Source organism: Streptomyces echinatus (genome assembly GCF_014203595.1).
In the GTDB taxonomy this organism is placed as follows: domain Bacteria; phylum Actinomycetota; class Actinomycetes; order Streptomycetales; family Streptomycetaceae; genus Streptomyces; species Streptomyces echinatus.
The window spans coordinates 192,117-214,804 of sequence record NZ_JACHJK010000001.1; the positions used below are offsets into that span (position 1 = coordinate 192,117).

At 72.7% G+C, this 22,688-nt stretch carries 22 protein-coding genes, 3 tRNA genes and 1 pseudogene; 14 read left to right on the plus strand and 12 right to left on the minus strand.

The window, feature by feature from the left end; all coding sequences use genetic code 11:
- The first annotated feature begins 41 nt into the window (after positions 1–41).
- Both FHS34_RS00830 and FHS34_RS00835 read left to right on the plus strand, forming a co-directional pair.
- A complete protein-coding gene (locus tag FHS34_RS00830) occupies positions 42–617 on the plus strand; it encodes a hypothetical protein (protein ID WP_184958454.1) in 576 nt (191 codons plus the stop codon).
- Positions 618–623: 6 nt separating this feature from the next.
- Complete coding sequence (locus tag FHS34_RS00835; protein WP_184958456.1) at positions 624–1,289, plus strand: class F sortase; 666 nt, start codon at positions 624–626, stop codon at positions 1,287–1,289.
- Positions 1,290–1,301: 12 nt separating this feature from the next.
- Here FHS34_RS00835 and FHS34_RS00840 read toward each other — a convergent pair whose 3' ends face one another.
- Complete coding sequence (locus tag FHS34_RS00840; protein WP_184958459.1) at positions 1,302–1,991, minus strand: FadR/GntR family transcriptional regulator; 690 nt, start codon at positions 1,989–1,991, stop codon at positions 1,302–1,304.
- A gap of 76 nt (positions 1,992–2,067) precedes the next feature.
- Positions 2,068–2,141, minus strand: a tRNA-Lys gene (locus FHS34_RS00845).
- A gap of 185 nt (positions 2,142–2,326) precedes the next feature.
- On the opposite strand from FHS34_RS00845, the gene FHS34_RS00850 reads away from it, so the two are divergent.
- The 5 genes and pseudogenes from FHS34_RS00850 to FHS34_RS00870 all read left to right on the plus strand — a co-directional run bounded on the left by FHS34_RS00850 (position 2,327) and on the right by FHS34_RS00870 (position 7,883).
- Positions 2,327–3,604, plus strand: a complete 1,278-nt coding sequence (locus tag FHS34_RS00850; RefSeq protein ID WP_184958461.1) for a peptidoglycan-binding protein — start codon at positions 2,327–2,329, stop codon at positions 3,602–3,604.
- 93 nt (positions 3,605–3,697) lie between these two features.
- Positions 3,698–4,834 (plus strand): SPFH domain-containing protein, encoded by a 1,137-nt coding sequence (locus FHS34_RS00855; protein ID WP_184958463.1) that lies wholly within the window; start codon positions 3,698–3,700, stop codon positions 4,832–4,834.
- 123 nt (positions 4,835–4,957) lie between these two features.
- Entirely contained in the window at positions 4,958–5,563 is a 606-nt protein-coding gene (locus FHS34_RS00860) for a lytic polysaccharide monooxygenase auxiliary activity family 9 protein (protein WP_184958465.1), read from the plus strand.
- Between the two features lie 118 nt (positions 5,564–5,681).
- A complete protein-coding gene (locus FHS34_RS00865; RefSeq protein ID WP_184958467.1) occupies positions 5,682–6,149 on the plus strand; it encodes a DUF3592 domain-containing protein in 468 nt (155 codons plus the stop codon).
- A gap of 40 nt (positions 6,150–6,189) precedes the next feature.
- Positions 6,190–7,883: pseudogene (locus FHS34_RS00870) on the plus strand (AMP-binding protein).
- On the opposite strand, the gene FHS34_RS00875 reads toward FHS34_RS00870, so the two are convergent.
- The 6 genes from FHS34_RS00875 to ehuB all read right to left on the minus strand — a co-directional run bounded on the left by FHS34_RS00875 (position 7,849) and on the right by ehuB (position 12,054).
- Positions 7,849–7,922 (minus strand) — tRNA-Lys (locus FHS34_RS00875). The pseudogene FHS34_RS00870 and the gene FHS34_RS00875 sit on opposite strands and share 35 nt — an antisense overlap.
- 116 nt (positions 7,923–8,038) lie before the next feature.
- On the minus strand, positions 8,039–8,791 hold the full coding sequence (locus FHS34_RS00880; RefSeq protein WP_184958469.1) for an IclR family transcriptional regulator: 753 nt from the start codon (positions 8,789–8,791) through the stop codon (positions 8,039–8,041).
- 195 nt (positions 8,792–8,986) lie between these two features.
- Complete coding sequence (gene ehuA / locus FHS34_RS00885) at positions 8,987–9,784, minus strand: ectoine/hydroxyectoine ABC transporter ATP-binding protein EhuA (protein WP_184958471.1); 798 nt, start codon at positions 9,782–9,784, stop codon at positions 8,987–8,989.
- Positions 9,774–10,424 (minus strand): ectoine/hydroxyectoine ABC transporter permease subunit EhuD, encoded by a 651-nt coding sequence (gene ehuD / locus FHS34_RS00890; protein WP_073900418.1) that lies wholly within the window; start codon positions 10,422–10,424, stop codon positions 9,774–9,776. Before ehuD ends, ehuA begins: the two co-directional genes overlap by 11 nt.
- Complete coding sequence (gene ehuC / locus FHS34_RS00895; protein WP_184958473.1) at positions 10,421–11,140, minus strand: ectoine/hydroxyectoine ABC transporter permease subunit EhuC; 720 nt, start codon at positions 11,138–11,140, stop codon at positions 10,421–10,423. The genes ehuD and ehuC overlap by 4 nt, the downstream gene beginning before the upstream one ends.
- Positions 11,137–12,054: an ectoine/hydroxyectoine ABC transporter substrate-binding protein EhuB gene (ehuB, locus tag FHS34_RS00900; protein ID WP_184958475.1), complete on the minus strand. Its 918-nt coding sequence runs from the start codon at positions 12,052–12,054 to the stop codon at positions 11,137–11,139. The genes ehuC and ehuB overlap by 4 nt, the downstream gene beginning before the upstream one ends.
- Positions 12,055–12,100: 46 nt before the next feature.
- Between ehuB and FHS34_RS00905 the strand changes: the two genes are divergently transcribed.
- Positions 12,101–12,595 carry a DUF3830 family protein gene (locus FHS34_RS00905; protein ID WP_184958477.1) on the plus strand — a complete coding sequence of 165 codons (495 nt, stop codon included), beginning with the start codon at positions 12,101–12,103 and terminating at the stop codon, positions 12,593–12,595.
- Between the two features lie 59 nt (positions 12,596–12,654).
- Here FHS34_RS00905 and FHS34_RS00910 read toward each other — a convergent pair whose 3' ends face one another.
- Together FHS34_RS00910 and FHS34_RS00915 are read right to left on the minus strand one after the other, a co-directional pair.
- Entirely contained in the window at positions 12,655–14,061 is a 1,407-nt protein-coding gene (locus FHS34_RS00910) for an amidase (protein WP_184958479.1), read from the minus strand.
- Between the two features lie 17 nt (positions 14,062–14,078).
- Complete coding sequence (locus FHS34_RS00915) at positions 14,079–15,032, minus strand: D-2-hydroxyacid dehydrogenase (RefSeq protein WP_184958481.1); 954 nt, start codon at positions 15,030–15,032, stop codon at positions 14,079–14,081.
- Between the two features lie 127 nt (positions 15,033–15,159).
- Here FHS34_RS00915 and FHS34_RS00920 point away from each other — a divergent pair, with 127 nt between their 5' ends.
- From FHS34_RS00920 to FHS34_RS00940, 5 genes are all read left to right on the plus strand, one after another.
- On the plus strand, positions 15,160–15,945 hold the full coding sequence (locus FHS34_RS00920; protein ID WP_184961255.1) for a maleate cis-trans isomerase family protein: 786 nt from the start codon (positions 15,160–15,162) through the stop codon (positions 15,943–15,945).
- Positions 15,942–16,673: a maleate cis-trans isomerase family protein gene (locus tag FHS34_RS00925; protein WP_184958483.1), complete on the plus strand. Its 732-nt coding sequence runs from the start codon at positions 15,942–15,944 to the stop codon at positions 16,671–16,673. The genes FHS34_RS00920 and FHS34_RS00925 overlap by 4 nt, the downstream gene beginning before the upstream one ends.
- A 109-nt stretch (positions 16,674–16,782) precedes the next feature.
- Positions 16,783–17,151 carry a DUF8844 domain-containing protein gene (locus tag FHS34_RS00930; protein ID WP_184958485.1) on the plus strand — a complete coding sequence of 123 codons (369 nt, stop codon included), beginning with the start codon at positions 16,783–16,785 and terminating at the stop codon, positions 17,149–17,151.
- Positions 17,152–17,181: 30 nt separating this feature from the next.
- Positions 17,182–17,832 (plus strand): bifunctional DNA primase/polymerase, encoded by a 651-nt coding sequence (locus FHS34_RS00935; protein ID WP_184961257.1) that lies wholly within the window; start codon positions 17,182–17,184, stop codon positions 17,830–17,832.
- A tRNA-Lys gene (locus FHS34_RS00940) sits at positions 17,823–17,896 on the plus strand. Before FHS34_RS00935 ends, FHS34_RS00940 begins: the two co-directional genes overlap by 10 nt.
- 238 nt (positions 17,897–18,134) lie before the next feature.
- On the opposite strand, the gene FHS34_RS00945 is transcribed toward FHS34_RS00940, so the two are convergent.
- Positions 18,135–19,394, minus strand: coding sequence for a M6 family metalloprotease domain-containing protein (locus FHS34_RS00945; RefSeq protein ID WP_184958487.1), 1,260 nt, complete (start codon positions 19,392–19,394; stop codon positions 18,135–18,137).
- A gap of 321 nt (positions 19,395–19,715) precedes the next feature.
- On the opposite strand from FHS34_RS00945, the gene FHS34_RS00950 reads away from it, so the two are divergent.
- Positions 19,716–21,521: a putative bifunctional diguanylate cyclase/phosphodiesterase gene (locus FHS34_RS00950; RefSeq protein WP_184958490.1), complete on the plus strand. Its 1,806-nt coding sequence runs from the start codon at positions 19,716–19,718 to the stop codon at positions 21,519–21,521.
- Here the strand turns inward: FHS34_RS00950 and FHS34_RS00955 are convergent.
- Complete coding sequence (locus FHS34_RS00955; protein ID WP_184958492.1) at positions 21,500–22,597, minus strand: LLM class flavin-dependent oxidoreductase; 1,098 nt, start codon at positions 22,595–22,597, stop codon at positions 21,500–21,502. The genes FHS34_RS00950 and FHS34_RS00955 overlap by 22 nt on opposite strands.
- Positions 22,598–22,688: the final 91 nt, after the last annotated feature.

Genomic DNA, 22,688 nt, shown 5'->3' on the forward strand with positions numbered 1-22,688 from the left:
CGCCCCGCCCGGGGGAGCCTCCAGATATCTGGAGGTTAACGATGGGCTCACTACGCCTCACTCTCTGTACGGGGATCCTCGCCGCCACCGCGGTCGCCACGGTCGCTCCCGCGGCCCGCGCGGCGGACGGCGGCTCGGTCACCGTGACCCCCGCCTCCCCGGCTCCGGGCACCGACGTCGCGCTGCGGGTCGGCGGCTGCGCCGGGGCTCAGGGCACCGCCGCCTCGTCCGCGTTCGTGTCCGACGCCCGGCTGACCGGCGCCGAGGGCATCCTGAACCGCGCCCAGGGCGTCCTGACCGGCGAGACCCGCGTCCGTACCGACCTGGAGCCCGGCGCCTACGCCGTGAAGGTCACCTGTTCCGACCGGGTGATCACCGGCAACCTCACGGTCGGCGGGACGGGCGGCGCCCAGCCCGCGGAGCCCATCGTCCCCACCTCCGGCGCCTCCCCGGTCGCGCCGGTCCAGGCGGGCGGCGGCGGCACCGCGCACTTCGCCACGGTGGCCACCAGCGGCTCCGGCCCCGACACCGGGCAGGCGGTGACCGGGCTGGCGCTCGCCGGGATCGCCGCGGCCGCCGTCGGGCTGCGCGCCCGCCGGAGCCGCGGTACCGGCTGAGCGCTCATGTCCGACGACGACCAGGGGCGCACCACCGGCACCGGGCGCCTCGTCACCGGCCTGGCCTGGACGCTGCTGCTGTTCGCGCTGTGGCTGTGGGGACGCGGGGTGACCGACGTCGAGGGGAGCACGGCCGGCCCCGCCACGGGTGACGTCTTCGCCGCCGGCCTGCCCGCCGGCCTGCCGCGGGCGGCCCGCCCCCTGGGCGACGCGGTGCCCCAGCGCGTCGACATCCCGGTCCTGGGCGTCCAGGCCCCGGTGGTGACCCGCGGTCTGGACGCCCAGGGCGCGGTCGACCCGCCGCCCTACGACCAGCCCGGGGTGGTCGGCTGGTACGGCGGCGGTCCCAAGCCGGGCGCCGCCGGGGCGGCCGTACTGGTGGGGCATGTCGACACCGAGACCCGGCCGGCCGTGTTCTACCAGCTCAGCACCCTCAAGCCGGGCCAGACGGTGAAGGTCTTCCGCGCGGACGGACGGGTCGCGGAGTTCACCGTCGACGACGTCCGCGTCCTGCCCCGGGAGGGTTTCGACGCCCGGCAGGCGTACGGCCCCCGGAAGGCCGGCCGGGCCGAACTCCGCCTGATCACCTGCGGCGGCACCTTCGACCGCGCCACCCGCAGCTACACGGCGAACGTGGTCGTCTCGTCGTACCTCACCGGGACGGCCGGCTGACCGTCGGGCGGTTCAGTGGTGGGACACGGCCATCCGGGACAGGCGGGTGCGCACGTTGCCGAAGTGGTCCCGTATGGCCCGCTCCGCCCGCGGGGAGTCGCCGGACCGGACGGCGTCCAGGATCTCCCGGTGCTGGCGGCAGGTGACCCGCGGGTCCTGCGGCACGTCCACCAGGTCCTGCTGGACCCGGTGGAAGGCGTCCCAGAACGCCTCCAGCACCTCGCCGAGCAGCACGTTGTCCAGTCCCCGGTAGAGGGTGGCGTGAAAGGCGCGGTCGGTCTCGGCGAGCCCGGTCCCCTCGGCGGCCTCCCGCTCCATGCGCTGGACGAGTGCCTCCAGCTCCACGAGGTCCGCCTCCGGCAGCCGCCCGGCGAGCCGTGACACCAGCCCGGTCTCGACGGCCTCGCGCAGCTCCAGCAGCTGGAGCAGCGAGTCCTCGCCGCGGTAGTGGCCGGCGACGGTCCGGAAGGCCAGGCCCTCGATCATCGGCGCGAACGACATCGGGCCGACGTACGTCCCGAAGCCGTGCCGGATCTCGACGATCCCCATCGCCTGGAGCGCCTTCAGGGCCTCGCGCACCGAGTTCCGGCTCGCTCCGAGCAGCCTCATCAGCTCGGGCTCGGTGGGCAGCGGGGCGCCCGAGGGCAGCCGCTGGTCCACGATCAGCTTCTTGATCCGCTCCTGAAGGTCCCGGGCTGCCATGGCCAGAGGGTATCCGGCCATTCGGGGAGAGGGCAGACGAAAAGCCCCCCGCTTCCGCGAGGGGCTTCTCCGTCGGTGCGCCGCCAGGGACTCGAACCCCGGACCCGCTGATTAAGAGTCAGCTGCTCTAACCAACTGAGCTAGCGGCGCCTGCTGACAGAGAAAACTCTACCTGACCTTCCGGGGTGCTTCCGACCACCCCCAGATGACCCGTCCGTCGCCCGGGGGCCGTGTACATCGTTCGGACCGTCAAAATGCGCGTTCCGAAAGCGGTTGGGAAACTGATCAACGTGCACACTCGCGGACAATTCACCCCCGAATGTGAGGCAGATCGCATGACCACTCCGGTGTTCGAGGAAGTCGACCCCGCGAGCGATTGCGACTGTCCCGGTTGTGTCCACGGCCGGCGGCGGGCTCCCCGCCCGCTGCCCGGCCGTGGTCATCCCGCGGCCCGCGGGGTGGTGGTCGTGGCCGCCGCCTCCGCCGCCCTCGGCACGGTATCCCCGGCCGCCGCCCTCACCCCCGGCCACTCCCCGCACCGCCAGGCCGTGCCCGGCGACGGCGAGACCGACACCCCGCAGGGCAAGAAGGCCCCGCTGCACGGCCCGGCGGGGAAGCCGATCGAGACCCCCGCCGTCCCCATCCCCGCCACCACCCGGACCGACATCATCAACCGGGCCAAGGTGTGGGTGGCCGCCAAGGTGCCGTACAGCATGACCGCCTTCTGGTCCGACGGCTACCGCCAGGACTGCTCCGGCTACGTCTCCATGGCGTGGGGCCTGCCGAACAACGAATGGACGGGCAGTCTCGACCAGTTCGGAGTGAAGATCACCAAGGAGGAATTGCAGCCCGGCGACATCCTGCTCTACCACAATCCGGACAACCCCGAGAAGGGCTCGCACGTCGTGATCTTCGGCGGCTGGACGGACCACACCCACGACTACTACACGGTCTACGAGCAGACACCCCCGCGGACCCGCCGCCAGACCACCCCGTATCCCTACTGGAGCAACACCAGCAAATACGTCCCCTACCGCTACAAGGGCCTGCCCCAGAGCGCGGCCGGCGCCCAGGCGGCGGCCGGCGCGAAGGCGGCGACGCCCTTCCCGGGCGCGGCCTACTTCGGGCCCGGCGCCGACAACAAGTACGTCACCCGGCTCGGCGAGATGCTCGTCGCCCGGGGCGGGGGCGCGTACTACGCCAAGGGCCCGGGGCCGGTCTGGGGCGAGCCGGACCGGCGCGCCACCCAGGCGTTCCAGCGGGCCCAGGGCTGGAAGGGGTCCGACGCCGACGGGCTGCCGGGCCGGCACACCTGGGATCTGCTGGTCACGGGCAAGGGCAAGGACATCGGTCCCCGGCCCGCGCCGCACGCGGTGCCCGGCTATCCCGGCCGGCAGTACTTCCGGCCGGGCGCGAAGAACGACCACGTCACCCGGCTCGGCGCCCAGCTGGTGAAGAAGGGGTTCGGCCGGTTCTACACCCTCGGCCCGGGCCCGCACTGGGGCGAGGCGGACCGGCGGGCCGTCGAGGCGTTCCAGCGCACCCAGGGCTGGCGGGGCGGCGCGGCGGACGGCTACCCGGGTCCGGAAACCTGGCGCCGGCTGTTCGCCTGAGCCCGGGCCGGGGCCGGCCGTCCGGCCCCGGCCCGTTCCCGCACATCCCCCACCCCCGTTCATGACGCGTCTGGCGCGGAGGCTGGAGCACGCATGAGTACGACCACATCCCACACGCCATCCGAATCCGAGGGGCAGTCGGACGGCGCCGGTGCCGGGCCCGGTACCCGGCCGGCGCGCCTGATCCACAACGAGGTGACCACCGAGATCCCCGTCCACCTGCTGTTCCGGGACGACCCCGACCCGGTGAAGGTGCCGCTCAGACCGGCGGTGGTGGCCCGCAGGCAGGGCACCGGCGAGCAGCCCCGGCTGCGCCGGCCGGCGCCCGTGCGCAGACGGCCGCTGCCGGAGGTCGACCCGGAGCTGGTGGAGCGCCCCGCGCGGGTGCTGCCGGGGGCGGCCGGGCTGCTCGCCGGCGCCTGCGGGCTCACCGGCTGCCTGGCCACCACCTGGTGGGCGGGGCTGCTGCCGCCGCTCGCCGCTCAGGCGCTGCGCCTGCCGGTGTCCGTGGGCTGCGGCCTCGGTCCCGCGCAGTGGGCCGCGTACGCCGGGGCCGGGACGCTCGGCGCGTTCGGCTTCGGCGGGCTGGCCCGGGGGCGGACCGGGCGGGCCTGGGTGCTCGGCCTGTTCGGGCGGTACCGCGGGACGGTCCGGCGCACCGGGCTGCTGTGGGTGAACCCGCTGGTGCGCCGCCGCCGGGTGGACGTGCGGCTGCGGCACTGGCGGAGCGAGGCGATGCCGGCGACGGATCCCGACGGGATGGCGCTGCGGGTGGCCGTGCTGGTGGTGTGGCGGGTGCGGGACAGCGCCCGGGCCCTGCTCGGTGTCGAGGACCACGAGACGTATCTGCGCGAGTGCGTGGAGGCGGCGCTGGCCCGGGTGCCGGTGGAGCCGGCCGGCGGGACGCGGGGCGGGACGACCGCGGCCGGGGACGCGCTGACCCGGCTGGTGGCCACGGAGGCGGCGCCGGTCGGCCTGGAGGTGTTCTCGGTGCAGCCGGTCCGGGTGGACTACGCCCCCGAGGTGGCCGCCGCGATGCACCGGCGCCGGATCGCCGCGCTGGACGCCCGGCAGCGGGCCAGCATGCTCACCTCGGTGGTGGACTCGGTGGAGGACACGGTGACCCGGCTGACCATGCGCGGTCTGGTCGAACTGGACGACTACGAGCGCAAGGTGCTGGTCCGGGACCTGACGGTGGCGTTCTGCTCGGGTCGCTCGGAGCCGGTCTGACGGGCGGCCGCAGCGCGCTCGCGATTGGTATGGACATGTTTAACTCGCACCAATAATCTGAGACTTGGTCTAGACCTACCTGCACGGCTCACCGAACTCCCCACGTTCTCCAGGAGCGGCAGCATGCGCACCAAGACCAAGTTGTCCGCGGTCGTGCTGGGCGCGGTGACCGCCGGAGCCTTCGCGCTCTCCAGCGGCGGCGCCAGCGGTCACGGCTACACCGACCTCCCCATCAGCAGGCAGAAGCTCTGCCAGAACGGCACCGTGACGAACTGCGGCTCGATCCAGTGGGAGCCGCAGAGCGTCGAGGGCCCGAAGGGCTTCCCGGCCGCCGGCCCCGCCGACGGCCAGATCTGCAACGGCGGGCTGAGCCAGTTCGCCCAGCTCAGCTCGCCGAGCACGCCGTCCGGCGCGGCCTGGCCCACCACCCGGGTGACGGGCGGCCAGTCGTACACCTTCCGCTGGCAGTTCACCGCCATGCACGCCACGACGGACTTCAAGTACTACGTCACCAAGCCGGGCTGGAACCAGAACCACAACCTCTCCCGCTCGGACCTCAACCTCACCCCGTTCCTGACGGTGCCGTACAACGGCCAGCGCCCGCCGGCCACGCTCAGCCACAGCGGCACCCTGCCGTCGGGCCTGAGCGGGCGCCACGTCATCCTCGCGGTGTGGACGATCGCCGACACGGGCAACGCGTTCTACGCCTGTTCGGACGTCACCTTCTGACCCGCGTCCCGTCACAGCACGGAAACTGAGGTTCCCTTGAGGGCCGGCGCGCGTTCCGCCGGATAGGTTCCCGCCACGCCGGTCTTCCGGAGCGGCGCACCGACCTCGGGGGAACCTCATGTTCGAATCGCTCTTCTACCTCGCGCCCACCCTCATCATCGCCGGGGTGGGCTACGCCGCGTACCGGATGGTGCAGCGGGCGCGGCGGATCAGCAGGACGTGGGACCACGGGCTGACGGCCGAGGCGCGCTGCCTGCGGACGTACGCCACGACCAGCGGGGGCGGCGGCAACACGTCCGTGCACACGACCCTGCACCACGTCTACGAGTACACCACCCGTGAGGGCCGCACGATCCGGTTCGAGGAGGAGGGCGGTGCCGGCACCGTACTGGAGGGTGACTTCGTCACCGTGCGGTACCTCCCGGAGCAGCCCTACCTGGCCACCGCGCTCCCGCGGTCCCGCGGCCGGCTCGTCGCCGAGTCCGGCTGCCTGCTGGCCTTCCTCGGCGTGATCACCGTCTTCTGCCTGGTCTTCATGCTCGTGGCGCACATGATGTTCTCGGAGCCCGGCGGCGTCATGCCGTGACCCTCCACTTCTGACGCATCGTCAGTTAATCTGCCCCGCCATGAGGTCCACGACGGGTACGGTCGCCGAGCTGGTCGCGGCGCGGTGGGGGGACCACCGGCCCGGGCTGTGGTGCGAGGACCGGGTCCTGACCCACCACGAAGCGGCCGTGGGCGCCGCCGCCCGGGCCGCGCTGCTGGCCGACCTGCTCCCGCCCGGCGCCGTACCGCACATCGGGGTGCTCCTCGACAACACCGAGGAGTTCCCGCTCTGGCTCGGCGCCGCGGCCCTGGCCGGGGCGGCCGTCGCCGGCGTCAACCCCACCCGGCGGGGCCCCGAGCTGGCCCGGGACATCCGGCACACCGAGTGCCCGCTGCTGGTCACCGAGCGGGCCCACCTGCCGCTGCTGGCCGGGCTCGGCCTGACGGAGGGGCCGCCCCGCACGGGCGGAGCAGGGCGCGGGGGAGTGCGGCTGCTCGTCACGGACACCCCGGAGTACGCCGGCCTCCTCGCGCCTTACTCCGGTGCCGTGCCCGACCCGTCCCGGGCGGCCCCGGCCGACCGGCTGCTGCTGTACTTCACCTCCGGCTCCACCGGCGCCCCCAAGGCCGCGCTCTGCTCCCAGGGCCGGCTGGCCGCGGCCGGGCGGGCCCTGGTGGGGCAGTTCGGGGTGGGCGCGGACGACGTGCACTACGTCTGCATGCCGATGTTCCACGGCAACGCGGTGATCGCGGACTGGGCTCCCGCACTGGCCGCCGGGGCCGGGGTGGCGCTGCGCCGGCGCTTCTCCGCCTCCGGCTTCCTGCCCGACGTGCGCCGCTACGGAGCGACCTACTTCACCTACGTCGGCCGGGCCGTCCAGTACGTCCTGGCCACCGAGCCGAGGCCCGACGACCGGGACAATCCGCTGCGGCTCGGCTTCGGGACGGAGGCGGGCGCGGTGGACGCGGCCGCCTTCGAGCGGCGCTTCGGGGTGCGGCTGGTGGAGGGGTACGGCTCCTCCGAGGGCGGGGCGGCGATCCAGTGGGCGCCCGGGACCCCGGCGGGCGCGGTGGGTCCGGCCGGGCCCGGCCTGGTGGTGCTGGACCCGGACACCGGCCGGGAGTGCCCGCCGGCCCGCTTCGACGGCTCCGGGCGGCTGCTGAACGGGGACGAGGCGATAGGCGAGCTGGTCAACCGCGCCCCGAACCCCTTCGAGGGCTACTGGCGCAATCCGGCCGCCGAGGCGGAACGGCGCCGGGCGGGGGCGTACTGGACGGGTGATCTCTTCTACCGGGACGCCGAGGGCTACCTGTACTTCGCGGGCCGCACGGACGACCGGATCCGCGTCGACGGGGAGAACCTGGCCGCCGCCGTGATCGAGAACATCGTCGCCCGCTACCGGGGCGCGGACGCCGTCGCCGTGTACGGGGTGCCGGATCCGGTCACCGGCGACCAGGTCATGGCGACCGTCGCCGGGAGCTTCGACCCGGCCGGTTTCGCGGCGTTCCTGCGGGCCCAGCCGGACCTCGGGACGAAGATGGCGCCCCGGTTCGTGCGGGTGGTGGAGCGGATGCCGGTGACGGCGACGAACAAGATCCACCGGGCGCGGCTGCGGCGGGAGGGCTTCGTGTGCGCGGATCCGGTGTGGTGGCGGCCGCCGGGGGAGGAGTCGTACCGGAGACTGACCGCGGAAGACGTCGAGGGGCCCCTCGCTCTCGCGAGAGACCCCTCGATCTCGTGCGCCGCCAGGGACTCGAACCCCGGACCCGCTGATTAAGAGTCAGCTGCTCTAACCAACTGAGCTAGCGGCGCATGACTCCCGCCGACCGCGTATTTTCTTCCCCGCGGCTGGCGACGAAGAAAATACTACCTGCTCCCGAGGGGTGCTCATGACCACCCCGGGAGCGCCCCCGCGGTGCCGGCCGTCCCTAGATCGTCAGGGACAGCAGGACCGGTGCCGCGTTGCGGTTCAGGGTGTCCGCGGCCTGCTTCAGCCGGTGCGCGTGTTCCACCGGCAGGGACAGGGCGAGGCAGCCGACCGAGGAGCCCGCGGTGATCGGTACGGCCGCGCAGACCGTGCCGACCGCGTACTCCTGGAGGTCGAGCACCGGCACCGTCGGCGGCTGCGACTCCAGTCGGGACAGCAGCAGCTTGTCGCTGGTGATGGTGCGCGAGGTCAGCCGGGCCATCTTGTGCCGGGAGAGGTGGTCGCGGTGGGCGTTGTGGTCCAGCTGGGTGAGCAGGCTCTTGCCGACGGCCGTGGCGTGGGCGGAGCAGCGGAAGTCCACCCACTCGTTGACCGCCGGGGTGGCCGGCCCTGCGGCGTACTGGGTGACCCGGACCTCACCGTCGACGTACCGGCTCATGTAGACGGCCGCGCCGACCGAGTCGCGCAGCCGGTCCAGGGTGTGCTGGATCTTCTCGCCCAGGGCCCGCTCCCGGTCGTGCGCCGAGGTGAGCCGGCGCAGGGTGTCGCCGGTGACGTACGCCCCGCCGGTGATCTGCTCGACATAGCCCTCGCGGCGCAGCATCCGCAGCAGGGCGGTGAGCCGCTCGGGGCCGAGGCCCGTGCGGCGGGCCAGCTCGGTGTCGGTGACGCCGGCGGAGTGCCGGGCCACGCTCTCCAGCACGCGCAGCGCGTCCTGGGCGGAGTGGTACGGGGCGGTCGGCTCGATCCTCATGTCGGTCCCCCTCGGCCGCGATCCGGGTCGGCGGATCGTCTCCACGATAGCCGTCAAAGGGCTGCCGGGGAGAGGGGGTTGGCGAGATTCCGGCCCGTGCGCCCGTGCTCCCAACTGCGACGGAGATCCTCCGGCATATGCCAGGGTCATGCCCCAGTGACCGGGCCTCGGCACTTCCCCCGGCCCCCGCCCGGCTCACAGCACCGCGCTGATGAATTCCCGGGTGCGCTCCTGCTCCGGATCACCGAAGATCTTCTCCGGCGCCCCGGCCTCGATGACCCGGCCCGCGTCGAACATCAGCACCTGGTCGGAGATGTCCCGGGCGAAACCCATCTCGTGGGTCACGCACAGCATCGTGATGTCGGTGCTGCGCGCGATGTCCCTGAGCAGGTCCAGCACGCCCGCGACCAGCTCCGGGTCGAGCGCGGAGGTCACCTCGTCCAGCAGCAGCACCTGCGGCCGCATCGCCAGCGCCCGGGCGATCGCCACCCGCTGCTGCTGACCGCCGGAGAGCCGGGTCGGCTTCGCGTCGCACTTGTCGGCCAGGCCCACCAGGTCCAGCAGCTCCCGGGCCCGCGCCTCGGCCTCGTCCTTCGACAGGCCCAGCACCCGGACCGGGGCCTCGGTGAGGTTCCGCAGCACCGACATGTTCGGGAACAGGTTGAACTGCTGGAACACCATCCCGATCTTCTTGCGGACCTCCCGGACCTGCTTCTCCGGCGCCGGGAACAGCGGCTGCCCGTCGACGGTGATCGTGCCCTCGTCCGGCTTGGTGAGGGTCATCAGGAGTCTGAGGATCGTGGTCTTGCCGGAGCCCGAGGGGCCGATCAGGGTCACGTGCTTGCCGGGCTCGACGGAGAAGTTCAGGTCGTCGAGCACGGTGTTGGTCCCGAAGCGCTTGGTGACCCCCTCCAGGCGGATCAGCTCACCGCCGGCCACGGCCGTGCCGGTGCTCGCGTCGGGTTCTTTCGTCAAGGGGGTGTCAGCGGACAAGGCGTCGCTCCAGGGCTCGCATCAGAAGGGAGGCCAGATAGGAGATGAGGATGAAGGCCACCCCGATCACGGTCAGGGGTTCGGTGAACTGGAAGTGCTCCTGGGAGAAGAGCCGGGCGTGCCCGAGCATCTCCAGCACGGTGATCACCATCAGCAGGGGCGTGTCCTTCAGCATGGAGATCACGTAGTTGCCCAGCGCGGGCACCACCCTGCGGATCGCCTGCGGCAGGATCACCGCGGTCCAGGTCCGCGCCCGGGGCAGGTTCAGCGCCGTGGCCGCCTCCCACTGGCCGGCCGGCACCGCCTCGATACCCGCCCGGTAGACCTGCATCGTGTACGTCGAGTAGTGCAGGCCGATCGCGAACACACCGGTGGCCAGTGCCGAGAAGGTCAGGCCCCACTCGGGCAGCACGTAGAACAGGAAGAACAGCTGGACCAGCAGCGGGGTGTTGCGCACGAACTCGGTGACCACCCCGACCGGCCAGCGCACCCACCGCGTCGGCGTCCGCATCAGCAGCGCCCACACCAGACCGAGGGAGAAGGACAGCAGCGACCCCAGGGCCAGGGCCTGCAGGGTGACCAGCAGTCCCTTCCAGAAGTCCGGCATGAAGTCGCTCACGGCGTTCCAGTCCCACTTCATGCGACCCGTCCCCCCACTCCGGTCGTCTGCGCCCGCTTCAGCTCACGCGCCGCCGACTCCGTCCCGGCGTCCTTGCCGACCCCGGCCTTCAGCCGCTTCTCCAGGGAGCGCATCAGCCGGGTCAGCACGAAGGCGATCGCGAAGTAGATCAGCAGCACGTACGTGTAGATCTCCGCGCTCTGCTGCAGCGCGAGCCGCACCAGATTGGCGCTGAAGGTCAGATCGCCCATGCCCATGACCGACACCAGCGCGGTGCCCTTGAGCAGCTCGATCAGCAGGTTGCAGAAGGAGGGGATCATCTCCGGCACCGCCTGCGGCAGCACCACCAGCCGCAGCCGCTGCCAGGGCGTGAAGCTGAGCGCGATCCCGCCCTCCTTCTGCGCCGGCTCGACCGCGTTCAGCGCGCCGCGCACGATCTCCGAGCCGTACGCGCCGTACGTCAGGCCGAGCGCCAGCGTGCCCGCCCACATCGGCACCAGCTGCCAGCCGAACGCGACGGGCAGCACGAAGAACACCCAGAAGATCATCACCAGCGCGGAGGTGCCGCGGAACACCTCGGTGTAGAAACCGGCGACGAAACGCACGATCCACAGCCGGTGGGTGCGCGCCACGCCGACGACGAACGACACCGCCGTGGTCAGCAGCGCGCTGAACACGAGCAACTGGACCGTGGTCCATATGCCCTTGAGTACGAGTTCCCAGAGCCCCGAGGTCATCCGCCGCACAGCTCCTTCGCGGTCAGGTCCGTCATCTCGGCCTCGGTGAACCCGAAGGGCCGCAGGATGCGGAGCAGCTCCCCGCTCTTCTTCAGCTTGCGCAGCTCACCGTTGAAGGCGTCCCGCAGCCGCGTCTCGGTCGCCCGGAACGCGAACGCCCCGCCGTCGGTGTGCGGTTCGCCCTTGACCAGCGGGGTGAAGGGCTTGGTGGCCTCCGCCTTGGACGACTTCTTGACCACCTCACGGGTGGTCAGCGCGGTACCGGCGAAGACGTCGACGCGGCCCGCCTCGACGGCGTTCAGCCCGGCGACCTGGTCGGGGACGATCAGGATGTCGCTCTCCTCGTACCCGGCCTCGACCGCGTACTGGATCTCCGCGTAGCCGGTGCCGGTGGCGAACTTCGCCTTCTTCGCCACGACGTCCCGATAGGAGTGCAGCCCCTTCGGGTTGCCCTTGCGGACGATGAAGGAATCCAGCATCTGGTAGTCCGGATCGGCGAAGATCACCTGCTCGCAGCGCTCGGGGTTGACGTACATCCCGGCGGCCACGACGTCGAACTGCTGTGAGTTGAGCCCCGGGATCAGCGAGCCGAACTCCGTCGGCACCGGCTGCACCCGGTCCACCCCGAGCCGCTTGAAGATCACCTTCGCCAGTTCGGGCGCCTCACCGGTCAGATTCCCGTCCCTGTCGATGTACCCGAAGGGAATCTCACCGGCGATCCCGAGCCGTACCACGCCCTGCGCGCGCAGCCTCTCCAGCAGATCGCCGCCGTCCTTCCCGGACGCCGACGCCACCCGCGTACAGCCCGCCGCGCCCAGCGCGCCGAGCGAGGCGAGGCCCGCGAGCACCGAGCGCCGGGTGTGTCTGTGTTCCGGCCGTGTTGTGTGTACGTCGTTCCCAAGTGGTGGAGCCATGGCGGCGCGGCTACCCAAGCGCACCTGGGCTATGCACCCTGGTTCCATGGCCGATCGATTCGTCACCGTCTCGCTCGACAAGCGGGACGTGCACTGCACGGCACGACTGCTGGACGACCGCGCGCCCCTGACCTGCGCGGCAGTGTGGGAGGCACTGCCGCTCACCGGCGACGTCTACCACGCCAAGTACGCGCGCAACGAGATCTACGCCCTCTTCCCGCCGTTCGCCTCCACGGAACCCCCACTGGAGAACCCGACGGTCACTCCGATTCCCGGCGACCTCTGTTACTTCTCCTTCGCCGGAACCGAACTGGGCACGCGGGCCTACGGCTACGACCGCGAGGTCCGCCCCGGCGCCACGGTGGTGGACCTGGCCCTGTTCTACGAGCGCAACAACCTGCTCCTCAACGGCGACGTCGGCTGGGTGCCCGGCATCGTCTGGGGCGAGATCGTCGACGGCCTCGACCGGATGGCCGAGGCCTGCAACGACCTGTGGCGGACCGGGGCGGCGCAGGAGACGCTGTCCTTCCGGCGGGCGTAGGCCACTTCGCCGGGCGCGGGTCGCCGGACCGCCGGTCTCCGTCTGCCGCCGTGACGGCGCTAAGCCACCGTGGTGGGGACCGGCGGTGTCGCGGCCACCTCGGCCTCGTACAGCGCGTGCGCGGCCCGCAGCACCAGGTCGTCCCGGTGCCGGGCCGCGACGAGCTGCAGGCCCACCGGCAGACCGTCCCCGTCGGCCCCGACCGGCACCGTCGCCGCGGGCTGCTGGGTCAGGTTGAACGGGTACGTGAACGGTGTCCACCCCGTCCAGCGCCGGAACACCGACCCCCTCGGCACCTCCACCCCCGCCTCGAACGCCGTCACCGGCAGCGTGGGCGTCACCAGCAGGTCGTACCGCTCGTGGAAGCGTCCCATCCGCCGCCCGAGGTTCATCCGGACGTCCACCGCGGCCAGATACTCCAGCGCGCTCATCCGGGCACCCCGCGCGCAGATCTCCCGCAGCCCCGGATCCAGCAGCTGCCGGCGGCGCGGTGAGAAGCTCTGGGTCAGCCGGGCCGCGCCGCTGAACCACAGGGTGTGGAAGGCGTCCACCGGATCGCTGAAGTCGGGGTCGGCCTCCTCGACGTACGCCCCGAGGTCCGCGAGGCGGGCCACCGCCCGCCGCACCGCCGAGGCGACCGCCGGCCGGACCGCCACCTGACCGCCCAGCGACGGCGAGTAGGCCACCCGCAGCCCCCGCACGCCTCCCCGCAGCGCCTCTCTGAAGGAGCCCGGCGCGGCCGGCAGCGCCGACCAGTCGCGCGGGTCGGGGGCGCCGATCACGTCCAGCAGCAGCGCCGCGTCCGCCGCGTCCCGGGTCATCGGACCCGTGTGCGACAGCGTCCCGAACGCGCTCGCCGGATACAGCGGCACCCGGCCGTACGTCGGCTTCAGCCCGAAGATCCCGCAGAACGCGGCCGGAATGCGGATGCTGCCGCCCCCGTCCGTGCCCAGCGACAGCGGGCCCGCGCCGAGCGCCACGGCCGCCGCGCTGCCGCCGCTGGAGCCGCCCGCGGTGCGCGCCGGGTCGTGCGGGTTGCGGGTGATCCCGGTCAGCGGGGAGTCCGTGACGCCCTTCCAGCCGTACTCCGGCGTGGTCGTCTTGCCGATGAACACCGCTCCGTGCTCCCGCAGCCGGGCCACCGCAGGCGCGTCCTCGTCCCAGGCACCCTGCTCGGAGACGGTGGCGGAGCCGCGCAGGGTGGGGTGGCCCCGCATCAGCAGGATGTCCTTGACCGTCACCGGCACCCCGTCCACCGCCCCGGCCGGCTCACCGCGCCGCCAGCGCGCCTCCGACTCCCGGGCCCGGGCGAGCGCGTCCTCCTCGGTGAGCCGCACGAACGCGTTCACCTCCGGCCGGCTCCGCCGCGCCCGCTCCAGCGCCTGTTCGGTCGCCTCCACCGGACTGAACTCACCCTTGCGGTAACCGTCGAGGAGCCGGACGGCGGTCAGGTCGGTGAGCTGCATGCACCCTCCAGGGGGGTTCAGTGACCGGGCACGTAACCACGCGTCTTGTCGACCACGTTCGGCAGAGATCTGCCCGCCGCCCACCGCTCGTACAACTCCACGAACTGCACGCCCAGTTCGTCCCGCCAGCCGACCGTGTCCCCGCTCATGTGCGGGGAGACGACCAGCCCCGGCAGCTCCCACAACGGGCTGTCGTCGGGCAGGGGTTCGGCGGCGAACACGTCCAGGGCCGCGCCCGCGATCCAGCGCCGGGTCAGCGCCCGGGCGAGGGCCTCCTCGTCGACCAGACCGCCCCGGCCGACGTTCACGAAGAACGCCGAGGGCTGCATCACGCCGAACCGGTGGGTGTCGAACATGCGGTACGTCCGGTCGGTCAGCGGCGCCGCCGCGATCACCCAGTCCGCGCGGGAGATCAGCCGGTCCAGGTCGTCCGGCCCGTGCACGCCGGTCCGCGACACCCGGCCGACCAGGGCCGTCGTCACGCCCAGCGCCTTCAGCGTGCGGGCGATCGCCCGGCCGATCGGACCGGAGCCCACCACGCACGCGCGCGTGCCCGCCACCCGCCGGGTCTCCCGGTGCCGCCAGGTCCGCTCCCGCTGGTACTCCAGGGTGCGCGGCAGGTCCTTGGCGGCCGCCAGCACGAGGGCCGCGACGTACTCGGCGATCGGCTGGTCGAAGATCCCGCGCGCGTTGGTCACCACCGTGTCCGACGCGGCCAGCTCCGGGCACATCAGATGGTCCACGCCCGCGCTCGCCGTGTGCACCCAGCGCGGCCGGGGCCCATCGCCGGGCCACGCCTCGCGCACCGCGTGCGAGGTGAAGTCCCACACCAGCAGCACGTCCGCGCCGGGCAGCCGCTCGGCCAGCCGTCCCGCGTCCGTATGGACGATCCGGGCGCGGCCGGTGAGGCGGCCGAGCCGGGGCGGCGGATCGGCGTCCAGGACCAGAAGGGTGGGGGGTGTCGGCGTCATGCGGGGCGGCTCCCGGCGTCTGACATGCACGGATTGACCACGCTCGCACCCGAACCTACCTTCGTCAACACGGGCGTACCCACGATCCGTTGCCCACTCGTCTCTCAGCGTGAGGCCGGTGTCAGCCATGGACGTCTCCTTTCTCGGCGGCCCCCGCCCCCAGCGTGGTGTCGGTGTGGTGGCCCCCTTCGACTTCGCCCTGGACCGGGAGCTGTGGCGCTGGGTGCCCGACGACGTCTCGCTGCATCTGACCCGGACCCCGTTCGTGCCGGTCGAGGTGAGCCTGGACCTGGCCCGGCTGGTCAGCGAGCACGAGACCCTCGGCGAGGCGGTCCGGGCGCTGACCGCGGTCTCCCCCGAGGTCGTCGCCTACGCCTGCACCTCCGGCAGCTTCGTCGGCGGGATCGCCGGGGAGCGGGCGATGTGCGCGGCGATGTCCGTGGCGGGCGCCCTGCCCGCGCTGACCACCTCGGGGGCGCTGCTGGAGGCGCTGGCGGAGCTGGGCGCCCGGCGGGTCGCGCTGGTCACGCCGTACACCGTGTCCGTCACCCGGGCGCTGGAGGACTACGTGGCGCAGGCCGGCGCACGGGTCACCGGCTGCGCCTACATGGGGCTGACCCGGCACATCTGGCGGGTGCCGTACCGGGACGTCGTCGACATGGCCCGCCGGGCCGCCCGCCCGGGCACCGCCGACGCCCTCTTCCTCTCCTGCACCAACCTGCCCACCTACGACGTGATCCCCCAACTGGAGGCCGAGCTGCGCATGCCGGTGATCTCGGCCAACCAGGTCACGATGTGGGCTGCGCTGCGCCGACTGGGTACCCGGGCCGTGGGGCCCTATCAGGCGCTGCTGGACGACGCCGCCCGGGTATGGCCCGTACTGCCCGAAGAACAGCAGGAAGGCTGGACATGACCGCACTCGGATTCCTCTACCCGGGCCACTCCGCCGAGGACGACTATCCACGTATCGAGCAGCTCCTGGGCAGCGACATCCGGGTGGACCTGATCCACACCGACATCGGCGAGGACGCGCACCGGGTGGACGCGCTGCGGGAGATGGGGTCCGCCGAGCGGCTCGCCGCGGGTGTGGAGGGGCTGCGGCTGGCCGGGGCCGAGACGGCGGTCTGGGCGTGCACCAGCGGCGGCTTCGTCCACGGCTGGGAGGGCGCCCAGGCCCAGGTGCGCACCCTGGCCCGGCTGGCGGGCATGCCGGCCTCGTCGACGTCCTTCGCCTTCGTGCACGCGGCCCGGGAGATCGGCGTACGGCGGGTCGCCGTCGGCGCCACCTATCCGGAGGACGTCGCCGGTCTGTTCGCGGACTTCCTGCGGGCCGGCGGCCTGGAGGTGACCGGGACACGGTCCTCCGGGATCGTCACGGCGGCGGAGGTCGGCACCTGGGGGGAGGAGGAGGTGCTCACGCTGGCGCGGGCCGCGGACTGTGCCGACGCGGAGGCCGTGCTGCTGCCGGACACCGCGCTGCACACCGCCGCCCACCTGGGGCTGCTGGAGAAGGCGCTGTCCAAGCCCGTGCTCACGGCCAACCAGGTCACCGTGTGGGAGGGGCTCAGGCTCGCCGACCGGCGGGTGAACGCGCCCTCGCTGGGGACCTTGTTCACCCGGGAGCCGCTGGTGCAGGCATAGCCCCCCGGCCCGCTCTCCTCGTCGTACGTCCCCTTGCGCGGGCGCGGGACAATGGACGGTGGCCCACCCGAAGGCGGTGACGGCGAACCGTACGAGGAGGAGTGAAGACATGGCGGAGCCCACGCCGCGTCGTAACGAACCGCGGCTACGCCCCGCGCCCCTGCTCTTCGAGCCCGCGGAGGCGGCCTCGGATCCCGAGCACTTCTTCGACCTGGAGTCGATCGAGGATCCGCGGGAGCTGCTGGCCCGGGCGACGGAGCTGACCCAGGCGTTCCGCGCGGCCGCCGACCGGGCCGTGGAGTTCCAGGCCGTCGCGGCGGCCCAGCTCGCCGACCCGCGCCGCTTCGACCGGCTGACCCCGGCGGACATCGCCGACCGGGCGGAGTGGACCGAGGACTACGCGAAGAGGATGGTCGAGTTCGGGCGGGACCTGATGCGCGGAGAGGGCGAGGGACGGACGACCGCCGACCCGCTGTAGCAGCCCGGGGGCATATGCCAGGCGGGCAAGATACTCCTTCCCGGTCGCTCCTGTCCCGTCTTTCCGCAACCCTGGAGAACGGCCCGCTCACCCGCTGTACATGTAGATGTCATGAGCAGCGCCCAGAACGTCACGTGTGTCAGCTCCGACGGCGTCTCCTGGCTCGCGTCGGCAGGAACGTATCCCCGGAGCACCCTCGCCCTGTGGCGGGAGCGTCCGGACGCCCCGGTCGTCCTGCCCTGCGGCACCGTCTTCGACGTGGTGAGCGCCCCGGCGGTCTTCGGCCGCCGGATGGTGGACCGGCTGTGGGACGAGGGGGCGGGATCGGGGCCGGTCGCGGTGTTCCGCGGCCGGATGCTGCTCTTCGTCGCCCCGGGCACGGCCCAGCGGCTGCCCTCGCTGCTGGCCTGGGAGGAGTGGGGGTCCCAGCGGGCGCAGGAGGTGCCGCCGCTGCTGTGCCACGGCACGGGTGACGCGGTGACCGTGCCGCCCCTGACCGGCGGCGACACCCCCGCAGGCGCCCGCTGGCTGGTCGCCCCCGACACCCGGCACCCCTGGCTGCCCGGCCCCGAGGTCATCCTCTGGGCGGCCGTACGGGCCGCCCGGTCCGCCGTACGGATTTCGATTTTTCCTCCCGCCGACCAGGATGCTAAGGTCTACGACGTCAGCAGGCGCCGCTAGCTCAGTTGGTTAGAGCAGCTGACTCTTAATCAGCGGGTCCGGGGTTCGAGTCCCTGGCGGCGCACGATGACGATGGCGATCCATGTCCGCGGAGAACGCGGACCTGGGTCGCCATCTCTGTTTCTGCGCGGCTTCGCCGCGCGCTGCGGGGGCTTCGCCCCCCCGCACCCCCCATCGGACCGGCATCGTGGTCGTCGGCGGTAGGGGGAGCCGGGTTCGCCGGGAGTGGCGCGGCGCCGGGTTTCCGGGCGGCTCGCCGGTCCTGACCCCCTCGGCCGGCGGCGTGGGTGCCGGCCGGTGAGTCAGTCGGTGGGGGCCGGAGTGATCTTGACTGTCCATGCCCCGGATGCCGTGCGGCCCTCCGCCTCCACCCGTACGCCCTCCCCGGGCACGGTGAAGCTCTCCCCGAGGGCGACCGGTGCGTCGGCGAGCGGCGGGTAGACCGAGTTCTCCCAGCAGGCCTCGGTGCGCGGGTGGGCGTCCACGACCTGGACCGGGCCGTCGCCGGACGCGGCGCCGCCGCGCACCCGGTAGACCAGGATCCCCTGGCGGCAGGACGCGCGGTCGGTGCCCGCCGCGCCGCGCGCCTCGAAGGCGAGCGCGCTGTCCGGGCCGGTCCGCACCACGGCCAGCTTGGCGCCGTGCCCGAGGCCGAAGGCGGGGGCGCCGCCCGTACCCGGCACCGGGACTCCGGGCCCGGCCGCGAGGGGTTCCAGGGTGAGGCGGGTCGGTGTGGTCCCCCGCACGCACACCACCTGGCGCGGATCCAGCCAGCCGAGCTTCCACTTGTGCCAGCCGAACAGATCGGGCGCCAGCCCGAACTGGCTGCCCATCAGGTCCCAGTCGCCGACATGGGTGTCCCAGTCGCCCTTGCCGTCGACCGGACGGTGGTAGAGATCGGGCAGGTCGAAGACGTGTCCGGTCTCATGGGCGAGGACGAGACGGTCCGGCGGATGGTGTTCGAACACCGTGACGACCCTGCGGACATCGGTGCCGTCCACGTGCAAGGGCGTGTCGAGATTCACCACTTTGGTGGCATCCGAGTCGACACCGGGTGCGTCCGGATCGGCGACGAGATACACGACCTGGTAGCGCGAGAAGTCGACCTCCCTGTCCGCCACGGCGAAGGCGTCGTGCAGATAGGCGGCCCGGTCCTCGGCGTTCCAGTCCCGCCTCATGGCGTACGAGGCCGACGGCCGCGGCATGCGCAGCCAGCGCTTCAGGGGGTGCGGGCGCAAGGTGAACCTGCCGTAGGAGGCCTGCTCGTAGAAGGCGCTGGTGGCGGGGAAGTGGTCGGCCGCCAGTTCGGCCGGGGTGGTGCGCGGGGCCGCGTCCGGGAAGGAGAGGAAGACCAGCACGGCGTCGAGCGTGCCGGTCGGCCGGGTGTAGGCCGCGCTCCAGGTGTCCACGCCCTCCGAATGGTGGGCCTCGGTGCGGTGCAGGGCGCAGGGGGTGGTCGAGAAGGGCTCGGCGGCCGAATGGCCGGTGAGGATCGAGGTCGCGGCGAGCGCCGACATCGTGGTGAACACGGCGGCGGTGCTGCGCAGCTTGGGCACGGACATGACCTCCGGATGCGGTTCGCGGGACCCGCAACCAGATTGCTGGTATTCATTGCGTTATGCCCTGTTCGCCTGCACCGGAAGGGTGAGTGCGCCCCCGTCGTACGCTGGCGCGCTCCGGCGCTCGACACCCGGGAGTACTCACGGAACGTCACAAGTGGTCGGAGGCCTGAAGAACCCGTCCAGGTGCGGGCAGAAACGATCTGTCAGAACCTGTGCTCTGTCCGGGACACTGGAGAGTGGCTGGAAGGGCCCGGGGCCAGCCTCTATGATCGGCACACTTTCCGGCACGGACAGAGATCGAGTGCACTGCGGGAGCGAGCGGTGAGCGGAACGTCCGAAGGGCCGACGCCCGCGGCAGACCTCGACCGGTCAGCCGTCACAGACAGTCACCACACCACCTACTACCGTGTCTTCGCGGCCGCCCCGCTCGCCATGGCGGTCGTGTCCCCCGAGGGCTTCGTCGACACCGCGAACACCGCCCTCGGTGAACTGCTCGGCACCGATCCGGCCACGCTCACCGGGCGGGTCGCCGCCGACCTGGTGGACCTGGCCTCGGACGCCCGCAGCCGGCACGCCTACCACGAGGTGCTGCGCGGCCGGCAGGCCCGCCTGCGCTGCACCCGCAGGATCAAACACCCCGAGGGGCACGTGGTGTGGGTGCAGGTCACCGTCACCCCACTGGCCGAAGGGGAACCCGGCGTCCTGATGTCGGTCGCCGACATCAGCGCCCGCCGCGAACTCCAGGCACAGCTGAGGCACTTGCAGATGCACGACCCGGTGACCCGGCTGCCCAACCGCACGCTGTTCTTCGAGCGGCTCACGGCCGCGCTGGAGGCGGGGGCGGACGAGCAGGGCGGTACCGGCCGGGTCGGCCTGTGCTATCTGGACCTCGACGGCTTCAAGGCCGTCAACGACACCCTCGGCCACCGCTTCGGCGACCGGCTCCTCGCGGCCGTGGCCGAACGCCTGACCCGGGTCGCCGACCAGACCGGGTACGCCCGCGCCGTCACCCCCCTGGTGGCCCGGCTCGGCGGTGACGAGTTCGCCCTGCTGGTGGAGGACTCCACCGGCACCGAACAGCTCGCCGACCTCGCCCAGTCCGCGCTGAAGGCGCTGGAGGACCCCTTCGACCTGGCCGGGCAGCGGCTGTCGCTGACCGCGTCCATCGGTGTCGTCGAGCGGCACGCGGCGGGCACGACCGCGACCGGTCTGATGCAGGCGGCGGACACCACGCTGTACTGGGCGAAGGCCGACGGCAAGGGGCGCTGGACGCTGTTCGACCCGGAGCGCAACGCCCACCGCATGACCCGTCAGGCGCTGTCCTCCACCCTCCGGCCCGCCATCGAACGCGGCGAGTTCGCCCTCGAGTACCAGCCGCTGGTGGCCATGGAGGACGGCCGCCTCAACGGCGTCGAGGCCCTGATCCGCTGGCACCACCCGCAATTCGGCACGCTGACGCCGAATCGGTTCATCGGACTGGCCGAGGAGGACGGCTCGATCGTGCAGCTCGGCCGCTGGGCGCTCGCCACCGCCTGCCGGCAGGCCCGCCGCTGGCAGCTGGACCGGCCCGGTGAACCGCCCATCTTCGTCAGCGTGAACGTGGCCGTGCGGCAGGTGTGGGACTCGGACCTGGTGGCCGACGTCGCGGAGACCCTCGCCGAGACCGGGCTCGCCCCGCACCTGCTCCAGCTGGAGCTGACCGAGTCCGCGGTGATGGGCTCGGCGGGCCGCCCGCTCCAGGCCCTGCAGGCCCTCAGCGACATGGGTGTGCGCATCGCCATCGACGACTTCGGCACCGGCTACTCGAACCTCGCCTACCTCAGCCGCCTGCCGGTCTCCGCGCTGAAGCTGGACGGCTCCTTCGTCCGCGGCTTCCAGTACGAGGAGGCCGCCAAAGGGGCCGTGCCGAACCCCGCCGACGAGGTCATCGTGGAGGCGATGATCCAGCTCGCCCACCGGCTCGGCCTGACGGTCACCGCGGAGTGCGTGGAGACCTCGGCCCAGGCGACCCGGCTGCGCCGCATCGGCTGCGACACCGGGCAGGGCTGGCTGTACTCACGCCCGGTGCCGCCGGATCGTATCTCCGAGCTGCTGGGGACGGGGGCCTACGCGGTCGGCAACCCGTAGGCGTCCGCGATCAGCTCGTAGGAGCGCAGGCGCAGTTCGCCACGGTGGGCGTGGGAGACGAGCATCAGTTCGTCGGCGCCGGTGCGCTTGTGGAGGTCGTCGAGGCCGGAGCGGACCTCGTCGGCCGTGCCGTGCACGATGTTCGACGTCCAGGAGGTGAGGAACTCCTCCTCCATCGGGCTGAACTCGTGCCGCTCGGCCTCCTCCGGGTCGGGGAACAGGCCCGGCCGGCCGGTGCGCAGCCGGAGCATGTTCAGCGCCACCGCCCGGGTCTGCCGGCGGGCCTCCCGCTCGTCGTCCGTGGCGAGCGCGGACACGCCGATGAGCGCGTACGGCTCGTCGAGGACCGCGGAGGGGCGGAAGGTCTGCCGGTACAGGTCCAGGGCCGGGATGGTGTTCTGCGCGGAGAAGTGGTGAGCGAAGGCGAACGGCAGACCGAGCGCGCCGGCCAGCCGGGCGCTGAACCCGGAGGAGCCGAGGAGCCAGACCGGCGGACGGTGCGCGGACTGGACGCCGCCCGGGGCGCTGCCCTGCACCGGCCCCGGGATCGCGTGGATCCGGCCGTACGGGTGCCCGTCCGGGAAGTCGTCGTCCAGGAACCGGGTCAGCTCGGCGAGCTGCTGCGGGAAGTCGTCGGCGCCCTCGGCGAGGGTCTCGGTACGGCGCAGCGCGGCGGCCGTGGCCCCGTCCGTGCCCGGCGCCCGTCCGAGGCCCAGGTCGACCCGCCCCGGGGCCAGCGCCTCCAGCGTGCCGAACTGCTCGGCGATCACCAGCGGGGCGTGGTTGGGCAGCATGACGCCGCCCGAGCCGAGCCGGATGCGGTCGGTGTGGGCGGCGAGGTGCGCCAGGATCACGGCGGGCGAGGAGGAGGCCACGCCGGGCATGGAGTGGTGCTCGGCGACCCAGTACCGGTGGAAACCGCGGGACTCCGTCAGCCGGGCGAGCGCGACGCTGGTGCGCAGGGCGTCGGTGGCGGTACTGCCCACGCCGACGGTCACCAGGTCCAGTACGGAGAGGGGGACGGGTGCGGTCCCCTGCGTCGTGCCCCGGATCTCGTCTGCCTCGTCTGCCGACACGGTGTCGCCTCCTGATCGCGAGCGTGAACTGTCCTCGCGGTGCTAACAGGAGGCTGTCCCCGCTTATTCCGCGGCCGCCCGCCGGGGCGCG